At 68.6% G+C, this 15,893-nt stretch carries 16 protein-coding genes; 9 read left to right on the top strand and 7 right to left on the bottom strand.

The annotated features are described in order from the left end of the window. Window positions 1-16: 16 nt before the first annotated feature. The 4 genes from GQ57_RS23065 to GQ57_RS23050 all read right to left on the bottom strand — a co-directional run bounded on the left by GQ57_RS23065 (window position 17) and on the right by GQ57_RS23050 (window position 4,601). Window positions 17-1,324, bottom strand: a complete 1,308-nt coding sequence (locus GQ57_RS23065; RefSeq protein WP_034199110.1) for an Nramp family divalent metal transporter — start codon at window positions 1,322-1,324, stop codon at window positions 17-19. 79 nt (window positions 1,325-1,403) lie between these two features. Further along, entirely contained in the window at window positions 1,404-2,660 is a 1,257-nt protein-coding gene (locus GQ57_RS23060) for an oxalate decarboxylase family bicupin (protein ID WP_031400487.1), read from the bottom strand. A 354-nt stretch (window positions 2,661-3,014) separates the two neighbouring features. After that, window positions 3,015-4,349, bottom strand: a complete 1,335-nt coding sequence (locus tag GQ57_RS23055; RefSeq protein ID WP_034199109.1) for a type II toxin-antitoxin system HipA family toxin — start codon at window positions 4,347-4,349, stop codon at window positions 3,015-3,017. Window positions 4,350-4,352: 3 nt separating this feature from the next. Further along, window positions 4,353-4,601, bottom strand: a complete 249-nt coding sequence (locus GQ57_RS23050) for a helix-turn-helix domain-containing protein (protein ID WP_031400485.1) — start codon at window positions 4,599-4,601, stop codon at window positions 4,353-4,355. A gap of 258 nt (window positions 4,602-4,859) precedes the next feature. Here GQ57_RS23050 and sapR point away from each other — a divergent pair, with 258 nt between their 5' ends. The 9 genes from sapR (at window position 4,860) to GQ57_RS23005 (ending at window position 12,854) form a co-directional block, all read left to right on the top strand. Further along, on the top strand, window positions 4,860-5,747 hold the full coding sequence (gene sapR, locus GQ57_RS23045; protein ID WP_034199108.1) for a sap1 transcriptional regulator SapR: 888 nt from the start codon (window positions 4,860-4,862) through the stop codon (window positions 5,745-5,747). Window positions 5,748-5,771: 24 nt separating this feature from the next. Continuing rightward, window positions 5,772-6,335 carry a D-alanyl-D-alanine dipeptidase gene (gene ddpX / locus GQ57_RS23040; RefSeq protein ID WP_031400483.1) on the top strand — a complete coding sequence of 188 codons (564 nt, stop codon included), beginning with the start codon at window positions 5,772-5,774 and terminating at the stop codon, window positions 6,333-6,335. 70 nt (window positions 6,336-6,405) lie between these two features. Beyond that, window positions 6,406-8,007 (top strand): ABC transporter substrate-binding protein, encoded by a 1,602-nt coding sequence (locus GQ57_RS23035; RefSeq protein WP_034199107.1) that lies wholly within the window; start codon window positions 6,406-6,408, stop codon window positions 8,005-8,007. A 10-nt stretch (window positions 8,008-8,017) separates the two neighbouring features. Next, window positions 8,018-9,088: an ABC transporter permease gene (locus GQ57_RS23030; RefSeq protein ID WP_031400481.1), complete on the top strand. Its 1,071-nt coding sequence runs from the start codon at window positions 8,018-8,020 to the stop codon at window positions 9,086-9,088. A gap of 66 nt (window positions 9,089-9,154) precedes the next feature. Continuing rightward, a complete protein-coding gene (gene nikC / locus GQ57_RS23025) occupies window positions 9,155-10,069 on the top strand; it encodes a nickel transporter permease (protein WP_031400480.1) in 915 nt (304 codons plus the stop codon). Window position 10,070: 1 nt separating this feature from the next. Beyond that, a complete protein-coding gene (locus GQ57_RS23020) occupies window positions 10,071-10,979 on the top strand; it encodes an ABC transporter ATP-binding protein (RefSeq protein WP_034199106.1) in 909 nt (302 codons plus the stop codon). Beyond that, window positions 10,976-11,752 (top strand): ABC transporter ATP-binding protein, encoded by a 777-nt coding sequence (locus GQ57_RS23015; protein ID WP_034199105.1) that lies wholly within the window; start codon window positions 10,976-10,978, stop codon window positions 11,750-11,752. The genes GQ57_RS23020 and GQ57_RS23015 overlap by 4 nt, the downstream gene beginning before the upstream one ends. A gap of 129 nt (window positions 11,753-11,881) precedes the next feature. After that, window positions 11,882-12,136: a GlsB/YeaQ/YmgE family stress response membrane protein gene (locus GQ57_RS23010; protein ID WP_034199104.1), complete on the top strand. Its 255-nt coding sequence runs from the start codon at window positions 11,882-11,884 to the stop codon at window positions 12,134-12,136. A gap of 382 nt (window positions 12,137-12,518) precedes the next feature. After that, window positions 12,519-12,854 carry a type 1 fimbrial protein gene (locus tag GQ57_RS23005; protein WP_034199103.1) on the top strand — a complete coding sequence of 112 codons (336 nt, stop codon included), beginning with the start codon at window positions 12,519-12,521 and terminating at the stop codon, window positions 12,852-12,854. Window positions 12,855-12,888: 34 nt separating this feature from the next. Here GQ57_RS23005 and GQ57_RS23000 read toward each other — a convergent pair whose 3' ends face one another. From GQ57_RS23000 to GQ57_RS22990, 3 genes are all read right to left on the bottom strand, one after another. Next, the gene (locus tag GQ57_RS23000) at window positions 12,889-13,761 is read right to left on the bottom strand and encodes a LysR substrate-binding domain-containing protein (RefSeq protein WP_031400475.1); all 873 of its coding nucleotides are present in this window, start codon (window positions 13,759-13,761) and stop codon (window positions 12,889-12,891) included. A gap of 109 nt (window positions 13,762-13,870) precedes the next feature. Further along, window positions 13,871-14,770 (bottom strand): class A beta-lactamase, encoded by a 900-nt coding sequence (gene bla / locus GQ57_RS22995; protein ID WP_031400474.1) that lies wholly within the window; start codon window positions 14,768-14,770, stop codon window positions 13,871-13,873. A gap of 175 nt (window positions 14,771-14,945) precedes the next feature. Next, window positions 14,946-15,788 (bottom strand): peptidoglycan DD-metalloendopeptidase family protein, encoded by an 843-nt coding sequence (locus GQ57_RS22990; RefSeq protein ID WP_034199102.1) that lies wholly within the window; start codon window positions 15,786-15,788, stop codon window positions 14,946-14,948. Window positions 15,789-15,893: the final 105 nt, after the last annotated feature.

Below are 15,893 nucleotides of genomic sequence, written 5' to 3'. Positions count from 1 at the left end.
CCGCCCGCCGCCCCGTTCAGGCGAATGCCGCCCACACCAGGTACGCATTGAGCCCGACGATCGCGACCGTCGCCGCACCGGCGACGATCCGCAGCGGCATCCGCATCGCGTAGGCGCCCATCACGTCCTCGCGCGCCGACAGCATCAGCAGCGCGATCATCGGCATCGGCAGCACGAAGCTCAGCACCACCTGGCTTGCGACCATCGCACGCGTGACGTCGCAGCCAAGCGCCACCACCGCGAACGCCGGCACGACCGTCACCGCGCGCCGCACCCACACCGGCAGGCGGCGGTGGATGAAGCCCTGCATCACGACCTGCCCGGCCATCGTGCCGACCACCGAACTCGACACGCCCGACGTCAGCAGCGCGACGAGAAACAGCGCGCCGGCAGCCGGCCCGAGCACCGGCACCAGCGTGCGATACGCGTCGCCGATGTCGGTCATGCCGGGCGCGCCCAGGTGGAACGCCGACGACGCCATCATCACCATCGCGAGATTCACGAACCCCGCCAGCCCCAGCGCGACGACGACCTCGCGGTTCGAGAAGCGCACGAGGCGCCGCCGCTGCGCGTCGTCGCGCGGCGGGGTGCGATCCTGCGTCAGGCCGGAATGCAGATACAGCGTGTGCGGCATGATCGTCGCGCCGACGATCCCGACCGCGATCGTCAGCGCCGCGTGATCGGGAATCTGCGGCACGACCAGGTGGAACGCGGCCGCGCGCCAGTCCTGCGGCGCGATCAGCAGTTCGCCGAGATAGCACGCGCCGATCACGCCGACCAGCGCCCCGATCGCGGCCTCCAGCGGCCGGAAGCCGCGCCGTTCGAGCGCGAGGATCGCGCAGGTCGCGAACGCCGTCGCGATCATCCCGGCGAACAGCGACAAATGGCACAGCAGCCCGAATGCCAGCGCGCCGCCGAGGAATTCGGCGAGGTCGGTCGCCATCGCGGCAATCTCGGACGCGATCCACATGCCCCACACGACCGGCGCGGGAAACCGGTCGCGGCACAGCTCCGCGAGATTGCGGCCGGTCACGATGCCGAGCTTCGCCGACATCGCCTGGAACAGCATCGCGATCGCGTTCGCGGCCAGTACGACCCACAGCAGCCGGTAGCCGTACGCGGCGCCGGCCTGGATGTTGGTCGCGAAGTTGCCGGGATCCATATAGCCGATCGACGCGATCACCGCCGGGCCGACGAACGGCAGCAGCGCGGCGACGCCGGTGCGGCGCCCTTCCAGCGCCGCGCATGCCGCGCTGTCGGTACGTGCGGTGGACAGGCCGGGCAGCGCGAAGCCGCCGGCGGGTTTGCTCGTGACGGGAATCATGGTGACGTTCCGTTCGGATGAGGGAGTGTTCCTGACATTCGGGCGCCGCAGCCGGCCGGCCGCGGCGGCGGCGGCGACGTTACAGCGGCACGACGTCGGGACGGGTGCGCGGGAATTGCGCGAGCACCTCCGGCGCGACGTTCAGATGCGCCTCGACGAGCTTCGGCGGCGTATGCGCGAGCCAGTCGGACAGCGACACTTCCGCGTAACGGTCGGTCCTGAAGATCTCGAGGAACACCAGATCGGTGGCGCCGGTGTTCTGCACGTAGTGCCCGAGGCTTTTCTTCACGTAGCCGACGTCGCCCGCGCGGAAATCGGCCGTTTGCGCCTTCGGCCCGGTATCGAACACGGTCATCCGCGCGCTGCCCTGCAGGTAGTACTGCCATTCGTCCGCGTTCGGGTGCCAGTGCAGTTCGCGCATGCCGCCCGGATGCACGGTTACGAGCGCCGCCGCGACGGTCGTCGACACGTTGAAGTTGGTGCTGTCCGCGATCCGCACTTCGCCGCCGCGCGTCTTCCTGACCGGCTTCATGTCGCCGAGCGCGAACACGAACGGATGCGGCGGCGCCCCGGCCGACGATGCCGCCGCGCGCTGCGCTTGCTCGAGCGGGCCCGGTTCGTCGCCCTGGAAGATCCACAGGTTGTCGAGCGGAATGTTGCCGAACGCATCGGCCGGCACGCCGAAGTTGAGCGCGAGCACCTCGGGTGGCGTATGCGCGACCCAGTCGGTCAGCAGCAACGTGTTGAATTCCGACGCGCGGCCATTGTCGAACGCGAGCAGGAATTCGGCGCCGTCGGCGCCGAGCCCCTGCAGCGAATGCGGCAGGCCGGGCGGGAAATACCAGAGATCGCCGGTCTTCACGTCCTGCACCGAGGGCCGCCCGAGTTCGTCGAGCACCGTGATCCGGCAGCGGCCGTCGAGCATGATCGCCCACTCGGCCTGCTGGTGCCAGTGCATCTCGCGAATGCCGCCGCGCGTCAGGCGCATGTTCACGCCCGAGATGGTTTCGGAAATCGCAAAATCGTCCTGCGTGACTTCACGCGCCCAGCCGCCATCCTGAATTCTTTTATGGGCATTATTGAACGACGCCCAGAATAACGGCATGCCGTTGATATCGGTGGCGGGCGGATCCTGAAAAGACGGAAACTGACTGGCGATCGCCGGGTTCTTCGGCCCCGGATCGGTCAGGCTCTGGCGATTGCGCGCATTGACCGCGCCTTCCGGCGGACGGTCCGGATTACCGAACGAAGCGGCCTTCGCCGATGCCGCGAGACCCGCGGCGGCAATGGCGCCGGCCGTCCCGGCCAGCATTTTGCGTCGAGAAAGATTCGTCATGGTTTCTCCTTCATTCTTTCGATCGAGTGAATTCCCATTACGGGAAAAATGCCGTTTTCGGATTATCGAAAATCGAACATCCCGTCACGCAAGTTAAATACAGTTCGTCGAAAAACTTAAATGAATTATTAATATGAATTAATGATTTAAGCTGATCTGCTTTATTTTTGTAATTATTGCGGTGCAGCGGGATGGCGAATGCGGAAGGCGTTCGATGGATGCGGGAATGCGATGCGCCCGGTCATGAGGGCATGCATGACATGCGATACGATTCGGATTGCTGATCGTTTCGATTCGATATGGCCGAAACCGGTACGCCGGCTACCGGCTACCGGTGCCGCAACCTGAAGCGGTTCAGCCTCGCGGCATCGCGTCGAGCCGTTGCGCGGCGAGGCGCAAGCCGCCCAGAATCCGCTCCGCGACCCGCGCCGGAAAACCCGGCGGCAACGCCGCGCCGACCGACTCGATCACCTGCGGCGTCATCGCGACGAGCCGTTCCACGATCGGCGTCGCGATATCGCCGAGCAGGCAATGCTCGGCCATCGCGCTGAAGTGGCGCCGCGTGATGTCGCGCATCGCATAGTGCTTGCGCTTGCCGTGCACGGCCATTGCGAGCTTCGCCTTGTGCCACGACCACTGGTTCGCGCCGTCGCCCTCGACCGGCCAGATCGACATCACGTCGTAGAGCGGCGTCAGCCGGAAGCGGCCGCCCGGCAGCAAGCGCAGGCTGAAGTTCTTCGCATGCCCGTCCGGTGCGGCGAGCATCCAGAACACGATCAGGGCTGCGAACAGCGTGTCGAGATCCTCGCGCGCCGTTTCGGAGCGGCGCAAGAGGCCGGCCAGATCGGGCACGCCGGGGCCGCCCTGCGACTCGTACTTCAGATGAGGCGGCACGCCGAGCGCCTGGCAGAAATCCTCCTGCGGCAAGCGCAACAGCCACCGGCCGTCGCGATGCAGCGCGCGATCGAAGCGCTCGACGGACAGAACCTGATGCGCGCCGAAACGCACGATTTCCGCCTGCGCGGCCGGCAGGCCGAACGCCCGCAGGATGGCGAGACACAGCCACTCGTTCTCGACCGAGGCCGTCAGGTCGGCCCGCTTGTTGCCGACCAGCCCGAGCGGCAACTTCAGGATATGCGTCGTCGGCGTGGCGCCGTGCGGGCGCATCCACCGCCCGCGATGAAACAGCAATGCGGTCTTTTCCTGCGCGCCGGCCAGCGACAGCCGGAAATCGTCGTCGTCGCCGGCTGCCGTCGCCACCCCGCTCGCCTGATCCAGCACGCGTGCGACGTCGTCGTCGGAGAGCGGCGTACCGTCGATACGATCCAGGCCGGCGGGCGCATCGTCCTCGTCGAGCAACTGCACGGCCCCGACGCAGTCGCGGCCGAGCGCGGCAAGCAGATCGAACGGCTCGGTCGTCGCCGTGCCGAACCGGGCCGCCAGGCGGCGCCGAATGGCATCGCTGTCCGGCAGCAGGTTGTCGAAGAAGTGCGTCACGCGTTCGCCGCGCAACGGCGCCTCGCCGACACCGAACGGCAGCGACAGCGACAACGGGCGGCCAGCGGCCGACTGTTTCCAGCCGGCGTCGTACAGCAGCTCAGTGTCGCCGCGCGCGGGAATCCGCCATGTACCGACCCGCTGGCCGTTCGTCCAGATCGACAACGCGCGCGTGTGCGATTTGCGCCCCATCGCTTACCACTCGACGTCGGCTGCGTCGCGCCCGTCCTTCGTGCGGATGCTGATTTCGAGGCCGTACAGCGCGGTCAGCTCGAGCAACTGGCTGAGCGACAGACTTTCGGTGCGCGTGGTTTCGAGCGACGACAGGCGCGGCTGGCCCACGCCGATTCGCCCGGCCGCTTCCGCTTGCGTCAGGCCCTTTGCCTGACGCGCGGAAGACAGGATTTCGCCCAGTTGCGCGGGCGTATTGACGATGAAGTTCACGGCATGGCTCCCGGAAGACGATCGATGCAGTATATGCCTGACAGGCATATACGCAAATTATTCCTGTCAGAAATAAACGTGATATATGTCTGACAGGAATAAACACACCGCCTTCGCATCCGTCCGCCCTCACCGACGAACGCGCATCCGACCCTATCGTCTATCGTCACACCATAGTTTTTATCCGCTGGCGCGAATGATTTTGGCTTCGTTAGATGCATGACATTCGAACATCAGACGACAACGATCTAACAGCCGATGACCTGCGCATTCGCCCGTACCGTCGAAACCCGCTATGCCGAGCTTACGCCGACCGCGAAGCGCATCGCGAGCTACATGCTCGCGAACCTCGACCGGCTCGGGCTCGAAACGGCCGACCAGATCGCGCGGCAGGCCGGCACGAGCGGCATCTCGGTCGGCCGCTTCCTGCGCAGCGTCGGCTATCGCAATCTCGACGACCTGAAGCGCGAGTTGCGCGGCGGCGGCGATCGTCCGTGGATGATCACCGACCGGCTCGACGAATACCGCCGCATCACCGGCACGCAACCGGCACACGGCAACGGCAACGGCAACGGCAGCGACGGCGCGCTCGCGTCGTCGCTCGAACGCGAACTCGACGCGATCCGCCATGTGTACCGGCTCGCGGAAGGCCCGGCGTTCGCGCAGGTCGCCGACCGGATCGCGCATGCGGACGCGGTATTCATCCTCGGCATCCAGTCGACGCGCGGGATCAGCAACGCGTTCAGCAGCTACCTCGAATACCTGCGGCCGCGCGTGTTCTATTCCGATGGCCAGTCGGGCTCGTACGTCGATTCGCTGAACTCCGAATTCGAGCGACCGTACTCCATCGTCACCGACACCCGCGCGTATTCGCGCGGCGCACGCCGCTATTGCCAGGCGGCCGCCGAACGCGGGCAGCCGTTCGCGCTCGTCACCGATCTCTCGTGCCCGTGGGCCCGCGAATGGCCGGCCGACCTGCTGCAGGTGAAGACCGACGTCGGCCAGTTCTGGGATTCGCTCGCGCCGCTCACCTGCCTGTTCAACCTGCTGATCACGGCCGTGGTCGACCGCCTCGGCTCCGCGATCGACCGGCGCGTCGCGCGCAATCGCGAGCTGCAGCACACGTTCGACCAGTTCGAATCCTGAAGGCAAGTAACCTCCGAACCGCCGATGACTCCTTCCCGCCTCGTCGAAATCACGCCCGCCACGCATCGCGTCGAGATCGATCTCGTCTACGCGACCGGGCGCAACCTGACCGGCAAGCCGATCTACCGCCACGCGCACTGCCTGCTGCTGGAGCCGGCCGAGGCCGCGTTGCGGCGCGCCGTGGCGATCGCGGCGCCGGCCGGCCTCACGCTGCGCATCTACGACGCGTACCGGCCGCCCCAGGCGCAACAGGTGCTGTGGGATTTCCTGCCCGATCCGAACTTCATCGCCGATCCCGGCCGCGGCTCGAATCACAGCCGCGGCACCGCGCTCGACCTGACGCTCGTCGCGGCAAGCGGCGAGCCGCTCGACATGGGCACGGGCTTCGACGAGATGGTCGCCGCGTCGGGCCACTTTCACGCGGGGCTGCCCGAAGCCGTGCAACGCAACCGCCTGCTGCTGCTCGGCGTGATGCAGGCAGCCGGCTTCGCCCACATCGACAGCGAGTGGTGGCACTACGAGCTGCCCGGCTCGCGCGCGCTGCCGCAGATCGACAACGCGGCGAGCGGCCCGTGGCGCCTGATGTGACCGCCACGCGCATGCCCCGCGGCGCGCAGGTTCAACGACTCGAAAGACTTCAACGACAGATGGAGCGCACATGAAACCCCTGACATCCCGGCTCGTCGCCGCGCTGGCCGCCGCGTCCGTACTCACCGCCGTTCCGCTGGCCGCCGCGCGCGCGGAAACGCCGAAGGACATGTTCGTGATGGCCACGCTGCTCGACGAATTCACGACGCTCGACCCGGGCGAGATCTACGAGCTGGTGCCGGAGGAATACGTCGCGAACACCTACGACCGGCTCGTGCGGGTCGACCTGCGCGATCCGGCGAAATTCAACGGCGACGTCGCGCTGTCGTGGACGGTGAGCGCCGACGGGCTGACCTACACGTTCAGGCTGCGCCCCGGCCTCAGGTTCCACTCGGGCAACCCGCTGACGGCCGACGACGTCGCATGGTCGATCCAGCGCGCGGTGCTGCTCGACAAGGGCCCCGCCGCCGTGCTGACCGGCATCGGGCTCACGAAGGCGAACGTCGCCGCGAACGTGAAGAAGCTCGACGACCTGACGGTGGCAGTCACGACCGACCGCAAGTACGCGCCGACCTTCGTGTTGAACGTGCTCGGCTCGTGGCCCGCGTCGGTGCTCGACAAGAAGCTGCTGCTGTCGCACCAGCAGGGCAACGATTTCGGCAACGCGTGGCTGAAGACCAACGAGGCCGGCTCCGGCGCGTACCGGCTCGTCAAGTGGACGGCCGGCGACAGCCTCGTGCTGCAGCGCTTCGACGGCTACCGGCTGCCGCTCGCGATGAAGCGGATCGTGCTGCGCCACGTGCCCGAGGCGGCGAGCCAGCGCCTGCTGCTGGAAAGCGGCGACGTCGACGCGGCGCGCGACCTGAGCCCCGACGATCTGGCGTCGATCGCGAAATCCGGCAAGGCGAAGGTGTCGGCCTCGCCGCAGGCGACGCTGCTGTATCTCGGCCTGAACACGAAGAACCCGACGCTCGCGAAACCCGACGTGCAGGAAGCGCTGAAGTGGCTGGTCGACTATGCCGGCATCCAGGGCAACGTGGTGAAGACGACCTACAAGGTGCACCAGACCTTCCTGCCCGAAGGCTTCCTCGGCACGCTGAACGCGACCCCGTACCGGCTCGACGTCGCGAAGGCGAAGGCGCTGCTCGCGAAGGCCGGCGTGCCCAACGGCTTCCAGGTGACGATGGACGTGCGCAACGATTACCCGTACACCGAGATCGCGCAGGCCGTGCAGGCGAACTTCGCGCAGGCCGGCATCAAGGTGCAGCTGATCCCCGGCGACAACAAGCAGACGCTCGCGAAATACCGCGCGCGCCAGCACGACATCTACATCGGCGACTGGTCGGCCGACTACATCGACCCGCACAGCAACGCGCAGGGTTTTGCGTGGAATCCCGACAATTCCGACAAGTCGAGCTATAAAATGCTGGCCTGGCGCAACAGCTGGGACATCCCGCAACTGACGAAGGAGACCGACGCCGCGCTCGCCGAGCCCACCGCCGCGAAACGCGCGCAACAGTATCAGGCGATGCAGAAGGAAATGCTCGCGCGCTCGCCGTTCGTGATCATGTTCGAGAAAGTCGCGCAGGTCGCGACGCGGCCCGGCGTGAGCGGGCTCGAAATCGGGCCGATCAACGATCTCGTGTCGTACCGTAACCTGAAAAAGCAATAAGATTCGCCGCATGTCGACTCCCGTCTCCTCCCTCGAAGCGCTGCGCACGCTGCCCGCGCGGCGCCCGGCCGTACGCTGGGCACTGCGCGGGCTGCGCTGGGCGCTCACGCTCGCCGTCACGTTCGCGGGGCTGCTCGCGCTGACGTTCGTGATCGGCCGCAAGGTGCCGATCGATCCCGTGCTCGCGATCCTCGGCGATCGCGCGTCGGCCGAAGCCTATGCGGCCGAACGCATCGCGCTCGGGCTCGACAAGCCGCTCGTCACGCAATTCCTGATCTATGCACGCGACGTGCTGCACGGCAATCTCGGCGTCTCGCTGCTGACCGCGAACCCGGTGCTCGACGACATCAAGCGCGTATTCCCGGCCACGCTCGAGCTGGCGACGATCGCGACGCTGATCGGCATCGCGATCGGCGTGCCGCTCGGCGTCGCGGCCGCCGTGAAGCACAACCGGCCGATCGACCACATCGCGCGCTTCGTCGGGCTGATCGGCAATTCCGTACCGCTGTTCTGGCTCGGGCTGATGGGGCTGCTGCTGTTCTATGCGCGGCTGCGCTGGGTCGGCGGGCCGGGCCGGCTCGATCCCGTCTACGACGGCATGGTCGAGCCGCACACGGGCAGCCTGCTGATCGACGCGGCGCTCGCGGGCGAGTGGGACGTCTTTCGCAACGCGCTGTCGCACATCGTGCTGCCGGCGGCGATCCTCGGCTACTACTCGGTCGCGTACCTCAGCCGCATGACGCGCTCGTTCATGCTCGACCAGTTGAGCCAGGAATACATCGTCACCGCGCGTGCGAAGGGCCTGTCCGAGCGCCGCGTGATCTGGCGTCACGCGTTCGGCAACATCGCGGTGCCGCTGCTCACCGTGATCGCGCTCACCTACAGCAACCTGCTCGAAGGCTCCGTGCTGACCGAGATCGTGTTCGCGTGGCCGGGGCTCGGCTCGTACCTGACGGGCGCGCTGCTGAACGCCGACATGAACGCCGTGCTCGGCGCGACGCTCGTGATCGGCGCGATGTTCATCACCGTCAACCTGCTGACCGACGCGCTGTACCGCGTGTTCGATCCGCGGGCGCGCTGAGGGCGGCTCCGACATGACCGCTTCCCCCCTGCTTCTTTCATCGTCCATGCCGAAGGTTGTCCAATCATGAACGCCGAGCACCTCACGCTGCGCGCGTGGCTGCTGTCCGACACGCCCGCGTCGCGCTCGCAGGCCGCGCTCGGCCTCGCGTACCGGCGCTGGCGCCGGTTCGCCGCCAATCCGCTCAACCTGTTCGGGCTCGCGATCCTCGTCGTGCTGATCGTCGTCGCGATCGTCAGCCCGCTGATCATGCCGCACGACCCGCTGCGCCAGGTGCTGTCCGACCGCCTGCTGCCGCCCGGCTCGCCGTCGTACTGGCTCGGCACCGACCAGCTCGGCCGCGACATCCTCTCGCGGCTGATCGCCGGGTCGCGCCTCACGCTCGGCATCGCGCTGCTCGTCGTCGTGATCGTCGTGCCGATCGGCCTGCTGATCGGCACGACGGCCGGCTATTGCGGCGGCTTCGTCGACAGCGCGCTGATGCGCGTCACCGATGTCGCGCTCGCGTTCCCGAAGATCGTGCTGGCGCTCGCGTTCGCGGCCGCGCTCGGGCCCGGCGTGATCAACGCGGTGGTCGCGATCTCGATCACCGCGTGGCCCGCGTATGCGCGGCTCGCACGCGCGGAGACCATCCGCATCGCGCAGGCCGACTACATCCACGCGGCACGGCTGCAGGGCGCATCGGGCCCGCGCATCCTGCTGCGCTACATCGTGCCGCTGTGCATGTCGTCGGTGATCGTGCGCGCGACGCTCGACATGGCCGGCATCATCCTGACCGTCGCCGGCCTCGGCTTCCTCGGCCTCGGCGCACAACCGCCGAGCCCCGAGTGGGGCTTCATGGTCGCGTCGGGCCGCAACGTGCTGCTCGACGCGTGGTGGGTCTCGACGCTGCCCGGCGGCGCGATCCTGCTGGTGAGCCTCGCGTTCAACCTGCTCGGCGACGGGCTGCGCGACGTCTTCGATCCCCGCCACGGAGCCTGACATGCCGATCCATACCGCCACCGCCGCCGCGCCCGCGCCGCTCTGCGAGATCGACGGCCTGAAGATCGGCTTTCGCGGACACGACGGCGTCGTGTCCGACGCCGTGCGCGACCTGTCGCTGACGCTCGCGCCCGGCGAACGGCTCGGCATCGTCGGCGAATCGGGTTCCGGCAAATCGCTGACGGGCCGCGCGCTGCTCGGCCTGCTGCCCGACGCCGCCCGCTGGTCCGCCCGCACGATGCGCTTCGCGGGCCGCGACCTGCTCGCGATGTCGCCCGGCGAACGCCGGCGGCTGTGCGGCAGCCAGATGGGCATGATCCTGCAGGACCCGAAGTATTCGCTGAACCCCGTGATGACGGTCGCCAGGCAGATGGGCGAGGCGTTCCGGCGGCACGAGCCGGGCTTGCGCGGCCGCGCGCTGCGCGAGCGGATCGTCGATGCGCTGGCGGCCGTGCAGATCCGCGACCCGGCGCGCGTCGCCGATGCGTATCCGCACGAGCTGTCGGGCGGCATGGGCCAGCGCGTGATGATCGCGATGATGGTGTCGACCGGCCCGCGCCTGCTGATCGCCGACGAGCCGACCTCCGCGCTCGACGTCGCGGTGTCGATGCAGGTGCTCGCGGTGCTCGACGCAATGATCGCGCGGCACGGCACGGGCCTGATGTTCATCAGCCACGACCTGCCGCTCGTGATGTCGTTCTGCGATCGGGTCGCGGTGATGTACGCGGGCCGCGTGGTCGAAACCTGCGCCGCGCGCGACCTGCGCGACGCGTCGCATCCCTATACGCGCGGGCTGCTGGCGGCGAATCCGCCGCTCGCGAACCCGCCGGACGAACTGCCCGTGCTGCGGCGCGATCCGGCGTGGCTCGATCCCGCACCGCATGCCGACCGGCAGGAGGCCGCACGATGATCGACGTCGATCACGCATCGATCCGTTTCCCGACCCGCACGGGTCACGTCGACGCCGTGCGCGACGCCAGCTTCGCGGTGCGCGACGGCGAGGTGTTCGGGCTCGTCGGCGAATCGGGTTCCGGCAAGTCGACGCTGCTGCGCGCGCTGACGGGCCTCGTGCCGCTCGCGTCCGGCAGCCTGTCGATCGACGGCCGGCCGGTGGGCGGCAAGCCCGACCGGGCCGCTCGCCGCCACGTGCAGATGGTGTTCCAGGATCCGTACGCGTCGCTGCATCCGCGCTTCACGGTCGACCAGACGCTGCGCGAGCCGCTGTCGATTCACGGCATGGACGACGCCGACGCCCGCATCGCCCGCGCGCTGTCCGAGGTCGGCCTCGGCCCCGCGTTCCGGTTCCGCTACCCGCACCAGTTGTCGGGCGGGCAGCGGCAGCGCGTCGCGATCGCGCGCGCGCTGATCGTCGAGCCGCGCGTGCTGCTTCTCGACGAGCCGACCTCCGCGCTCGACGTGTCGGTGCAGGCCGAGATCCTGAACCTGCTGCGCCGCCTGCATCGCGAACGCAACCTGACGATGATCCTCGTCAGCCACAATCTCGCGGTGATCGGCTTCCTGTGCCAGCGCGTCGCGGTGATGCAGCACGGCGAGATCGTCGAGCAACTGCGGATCGAGGACGTGCGGGCCGGGCGGGTCGCGCGCGACTACACGCGCACGCTGCTGAACGCGACCGAAGGCTATCGCCGTCTCGACCCGGTGGCGGATACGCCGGCCGCCTGAGCTCCGGGCGACGCGCCGGCGCGCGATACGCCGCACGCCGCGCGTGCGGCCGCCGCCGCATGGAACCCTCGCGCGCCGCGGGGGTCCACTTCCTTTCGACCATCGCTCAACTGCAATAGGGAGGCGTTCATGCTGCAATTCATCGAAACCCTGGTCGTCGGGCTCATCGTCGGCCTTCTCGCCCGCGCGCTCAAGCCCGGCGACGACAAGATGGGCATCCTGATGACCACCGTGCTCGGCATCGTCGGCTCGCTGTTCGCCGGCTATGTCGGCCGCGCCGCCGGCTGGTACGCGCCGGGCCAGGGCGCGGGCTGGCTCGCGTCGATCGTCGGCGCGATCGTGCTGCTCGTGGTCGTCGGCGCGGTGCGCAAGCGCATGACCTGATCCGCCGCCGCACGGCGCCACGCCGTTCGCGAACACGGCCGCTCCTCGCACGAGCGGCCGTTTGTCCTTGGCGCGGGAAATTCATCCGTGCATCGCCCGTCCATCCGTCAACTCGTTGACTGCGCAACGACCGGCGACGGCCCGCCCCGGCGGACGGTTCTTCCGTTCAGCTTACAAGCCCGGCGCGACTCCCGCCTTGTGCTCCCGCAAATCCGGCCTACATTGAAACAGGCAACGCCGCGTTATTTGCTTATTACCGCTATTTCCGATTTTTCATTCAAGAGACCCGATGGATTTGCCGTTTACGCATACAGCCTCGCAGCGTTGACGGACTGCCACCCGAGCGGCCTCGCTGCGACGCGCTTCCTCTCTGGAGCCTGTCATGAAGCATCGTCCCGTCGCCGCCGCGTTCATCCTGGCTGCATCGCTTCTGGCCACTTCCTCGTCCTTCGCCGCCGGCACGTCCGGCATCATCCACTTCTCCGGCATGATCGTCGAGCCGCCCTGCTCGTTCGCGCTCGACACGACCGACGCCGCCTCCGCTCGCGTGCGCCCCGACTGCCCGCGCCCGGCAACCGGCCAGATCGCGTTCGTCGATGCAGCGAGCCAGCAGGCAATCAAGACCACGACCTTTACTCAGGCCTCGCGCGCAATCGTTTTACCTGACCGTCCGGGCAACAATCATGCGCCGATCATCGCGGTCGTGACCTACCAGTAAAGCCGTTCGCCGACGCGGCCGGCGGCGCCGCCGGTCAATCCCGGTGACGGGCGATCCAGTCGCTGAACGCGCGGATCTTCTGCTGGCTGCCGATGGTCTCGGGATACACGAAGTAGTAGCGCGCGCCCGTCTCGAGCACGATGTCGAACGGCCGCTCCAGCCGGCGCGCACTGACGTCGTCGTCGACGAGCGTCACGTCGCCGATCGCGACGCCGAAGCCCTGCATCGCCGCGTTCGTCGCGAGATCGAGCGTGTCGAACGTCGGCCCGCGCGCGGGATCGACACCGCGCTCGCCCGCATGTTCGAGCCAGGCGCGCCAGTCGCGATGGTCGCGGGTCGGGTGCAGCAGCGTATGGCGCGCAAGATCGCCGACCGCGCCGAGCGGCGACGCCTGCCGCAACTCGGGCGCGCAGACGGGCGTCAGCCGTTCGTCGAACAGCGGCAGCGCGACGACCCCCGCGCCCGGCGACGTGCCGTAGACGATCGCCGCATCGAACGGCTCGGCCGAGAAATCGACGACATGCTGCCACGCGGTCGTGATCTGCACGTGGAGATCGGGATGTTCGCCCTGGAAGCGCATGATGCGCGGCAGCATCCAGCGGATCACGCAGGTCGGCACCTTCAGCGCGAGATCGGTGCGCTGCCGTGTGAGCTTCATCGAGATGTCCTCGATCCGCGCGAAGCTCTCGTCGACGACCGGCAGCAACTGCTCGCCCTCCGCCGTCAGCGTGAGGCCCTTCGCATGCCGCTTGAACAGCGGAAAGCCGTAATGCGCCTCGAGCGTCTGGATCTGCCGGCTCACCGCGCCCTGCGTGATGCACAGCTGCTCGGCCGCGCGCGTGAAGCTGCGGTGGCGGGCCACCGTCGAGAAGATCTGCAGCGCGTGCAGGGGCGGAAGTCGGCGCATGGCGAGCGGAGAACGAGGAACGGCGCGGGAGAAGAACCGCGCGCCGACGACGGCGCGCGCAGACCGACACGATAAGCCAAACGCCCGCTTTGCGCGAGACGCCGCTCGCTCAGGCCGTCGTGGTCAGCGCGCCTGCCGCGATGCGGGCCGCCGATGCGACGACATCCGCACGGGCCGCCGCGTCCGCCTGCGGCTGCGTGAACGACACGGCCATCACGATCGGCGCGCGCGACGGCGGCCACAGCACCGCAACGTCGGTGGTCGTGCCGTAGCCGCCCGTGCCGGCCTTGTCGGCCACGCGCCAGCCGGGCGGCACGCCCGCCGCGATGCCGGTCGCGCCGGTCGCGCCGACGGCCATCCATTCCGCAAGTTGCGTGCGCTGCGGCTCCTGCAGCGCATCGCCGAGCAGCAGCCGCTGCAGCGTGTCGACCATCGCGACCGGCGTCGACGTGTCGCGCTCGTCGCCGGGGGCGGCACGGTTCAACTCGGGCTCCCAGCGATCGAGGCGGAACGTCGTGTCGCCGCTCGCGCGCGCGAACGACGTGACGGCCTGCGGGCCGCCGAGCACGCCCATCAGCAGGTTGCCCGCGCCCTTGTCGCCCGACTGCAGCATCGCCGCGCACAGCTGCGCGATCGTCATGCCCGTGTCGACGTGGCTTTCCGTGACCGGCGAGCCCGACACGACTTCATAGCGGCGGTACAGGATGCGGCGCGGCAGCAGCGACGCGTCGAGCGAGCCGCGCGCGAGCATCGCGGCGGCCGCGACGACCGCGTAGGTGCCGCACAGCGGGAAGCGCTCGCGGGCGTGATGCGCGATGCGCACGCCGTTCGACGTATCGAGCGCGGCGACGCCGAGCCGGCCGTTCGACGCCTTTTCGAGCGCGCCGAGTTCGGCTTGCGCCGTATGCGCATGCCCCTGGTCGGCAACCGGCGCGGACGTGCACGCGGCGACGAACGGCGCGGCGACGGCGGCGAGCAACAGCGAGCGGCGAGTCGGAGAGTGTTCCATGGATGAGGTGTGTTCGGTCGGAAACGATGGCACGAAGCAACGCGGGCGCGCACCGGCGGCCTTCGCCGTGCATCCGCGAAAGACGGCCGCCGGCCCTGCGGGCAGCGCGGGATTCGCATGAACAGTCCCTAGCGTAGCAGCGACGGCCGCCACGATCCAGCGCAACGGCCCCGCGTCACCCTTGCGACGAAGGCAGGTACGGCACCGGATTCACCGGCTTGCCGTCGCGCCGCACTTCGAACAGCAGCGCGACGCGCGAGTTGTCGAGGTCGCCCATCTCGGCGATCTCGTCGCCCTGGCGCACGATGTCGCCCGTCTTGACGAGCAGCTTGCGGTTGTGCGCATAGGCGGTCAGGAAATCCGCGTTGTGCTGGACGATGATCAGGCTGCCGTAATCGTTCAGGCCGGTGCCCGCGTACATCACGCGGCCGTCGGCCGCCGCGCGAACCGGGTCGCCCGGCCGGCCGGCGATCTGGATGCCGCGGTTCTGCCCCGGCCGGAACCCGTCGACGATCTTGCCGTCGGCGGGCCACTTGAGCGCGACACCGCCGGCATGCCGGCGCATTTCCTTGACGACCTGACGGTCGCTCGCGCTCGATGCCGTGACCTGCTCGGCCGCCGGGCGCCCGGCCGCGTCATTGCCCGCGGTTTGCACCCCGGCCGCATCCGATGGCGGCGTCTGCCGCCTGACGATGCGCAGCACCTGTCCCGTGCGCAGCCTGCCGCGCGCGTTCAGCCGGTTCCAGCTGCGCAGGTCGGCAACGCTGCACGCGTTCGCGGACGCGATGCGCGCCAGCGTGTCGCCGCGCTTCACGACGTACTGCCGGGCGACGAGAATCGGCGCGGGCGGCATGGCCGACGCGGCGGCCGGCGATGCGGCGGACGGGCCCGACGGCGATCCGCCCGCCTGCGTGTCACCCGGCGCGGCGGATTGCGGGCCCGCGCAGCCGGCCATGACGAGCACGGCGGCCAGGCCCGGCAACCACCCCGCGTGACGATGAATCCCGCGCGTTTTCATGGACGATCCGACTCCGGTTTGACAATCTTTCAAGCATCTCAAAAACGGAACGGCCGACGTGTAACCGGATGCAAACAGTGATGACAAACGATCACGAACCGGATG

It is taken from the genome of Burkholderia sp. MSh2 (genome assembly GCF_000731655.1).
GTDB classification, from domain to species: Bacteria; Pseudomonadota; Gammaproteobacteria; order Burkholderiales; family Burkholderiaceae; genus Burkholderia; species Burkholderia paludis.
The sequence above is the reverse complement of the archived record's forward strand: the minus strand, read 5'-3'. Positions and strand labels throughout refer to the sequence as shown.

Excerpts from the sequence above, each read along its gene's own strand:
- GQ57_RS23015 (WP_034199105.1), top strand. The coding sequence starts at position 10,976 with ATGATCGACGTCGATCACGCATCGATCCGTTTCCCGACCCGCACGGGT.
- GQ57_RS23055 (WP_034199109.1), bottom strand. The coding sequence starts at position 4,349 with ATGGGGCGCAAATCGCACACGCGCGCGTTGTCGATCTGGACGAACGGC.
- GQ57_RS23000 (WP_031400475.1), bottom strand. The coding sequence starts at position 13,761 with ATGCGCCGACTTCCGCCCCTGCACGCGCTGCAGATCTTCTCGACGGTG.
- ddpX (WP_031400483.1), top strand. The coding sequence starts at position 5,772 with ATGACTCCTTCCCGCCTCGTCGAAATCACGCCCGCCACGCATCGCGTC.
- GQ57_RS22990 (WP_034199102.1), bottom strand. The coding sequence starts at position 15,788 with ATGAAAACGCGCGGGATTCATCGTCACGCGGGGTGGTTGCCGGGCCTG.
- GQ57_RS23030 (WP_031400481.1), top strand. The coding sequence starts at position 8,018 with ATGTCGACTCCCGTCTCCTCCCTCGAAGCGCTGCGCACGCTGCCCGCG.
- GQ57_RS23010 (WP_034199104.1), top strand. The coding sequence starts at position 11,882 with ATGCTGCAATTCATCGAAACCCTGGTCGTCGGGCTCATCGTCGGCCTT.
- GQ57_RS23060 (WP_031400487.1), bottom strand. The coding sequence starts at position 2,660 with ATGACGAATCTTTCTCGACGCAAAATGCTGGCCGGGACGGCCGGCGCC.
- GQ57_RS23005 (WP_034199103.1), top strand. The coding sequence starts at position 12,519 with ATGAAGCATCGTCCCGTCGCCGCCGCGTTCATCCTGGCTGCATCGCTT.
- bla (WP_031400474.1), bottom strand. The coding sequence starts at position 14,770 with ATGGAACACTCTCCGACTCGCCGCTCGCTGTTGCTCGCCGCCGTCGCC.
- GQ57_RS23065 (WP_034199110.1), bottom strand. The coding sequence starts at position 1,324 with ATGATTCCCGTCACGAGCAAACCCGCCGGCGGCTTCGCGCTGCCCGGC.
- GQ57_RS23035 (WP_034199107.1), top strand. The coding sequence starts at position 6,406 with ATGAAACCCCTGACATCCCGGCTCGTCGCCGCGCTGGCCGCCGCGTCC.
- sapR (WP_034199108.1), top strand. The coding sequence starts at position 4,860 with ATGACCTGCGCATTCGCCCGTACCGTCGAAACCCGCTATGCCGAGCTT.
- nikC (WP_031400480.1), top strand. The coding sequence starts at position 9,155 with ATGAACGCCGAGCACCTCACGCTGCGCGCGTGGCTGCTGTCCGACACG.
- GQ57_RS23020 (WP_034199106.1), top strand. The coding sequence starts at position 10,071 with ATGCCGATCCATACCGCCACCGCCGCCGCGCCCGCGCCGCTCTGCGAG.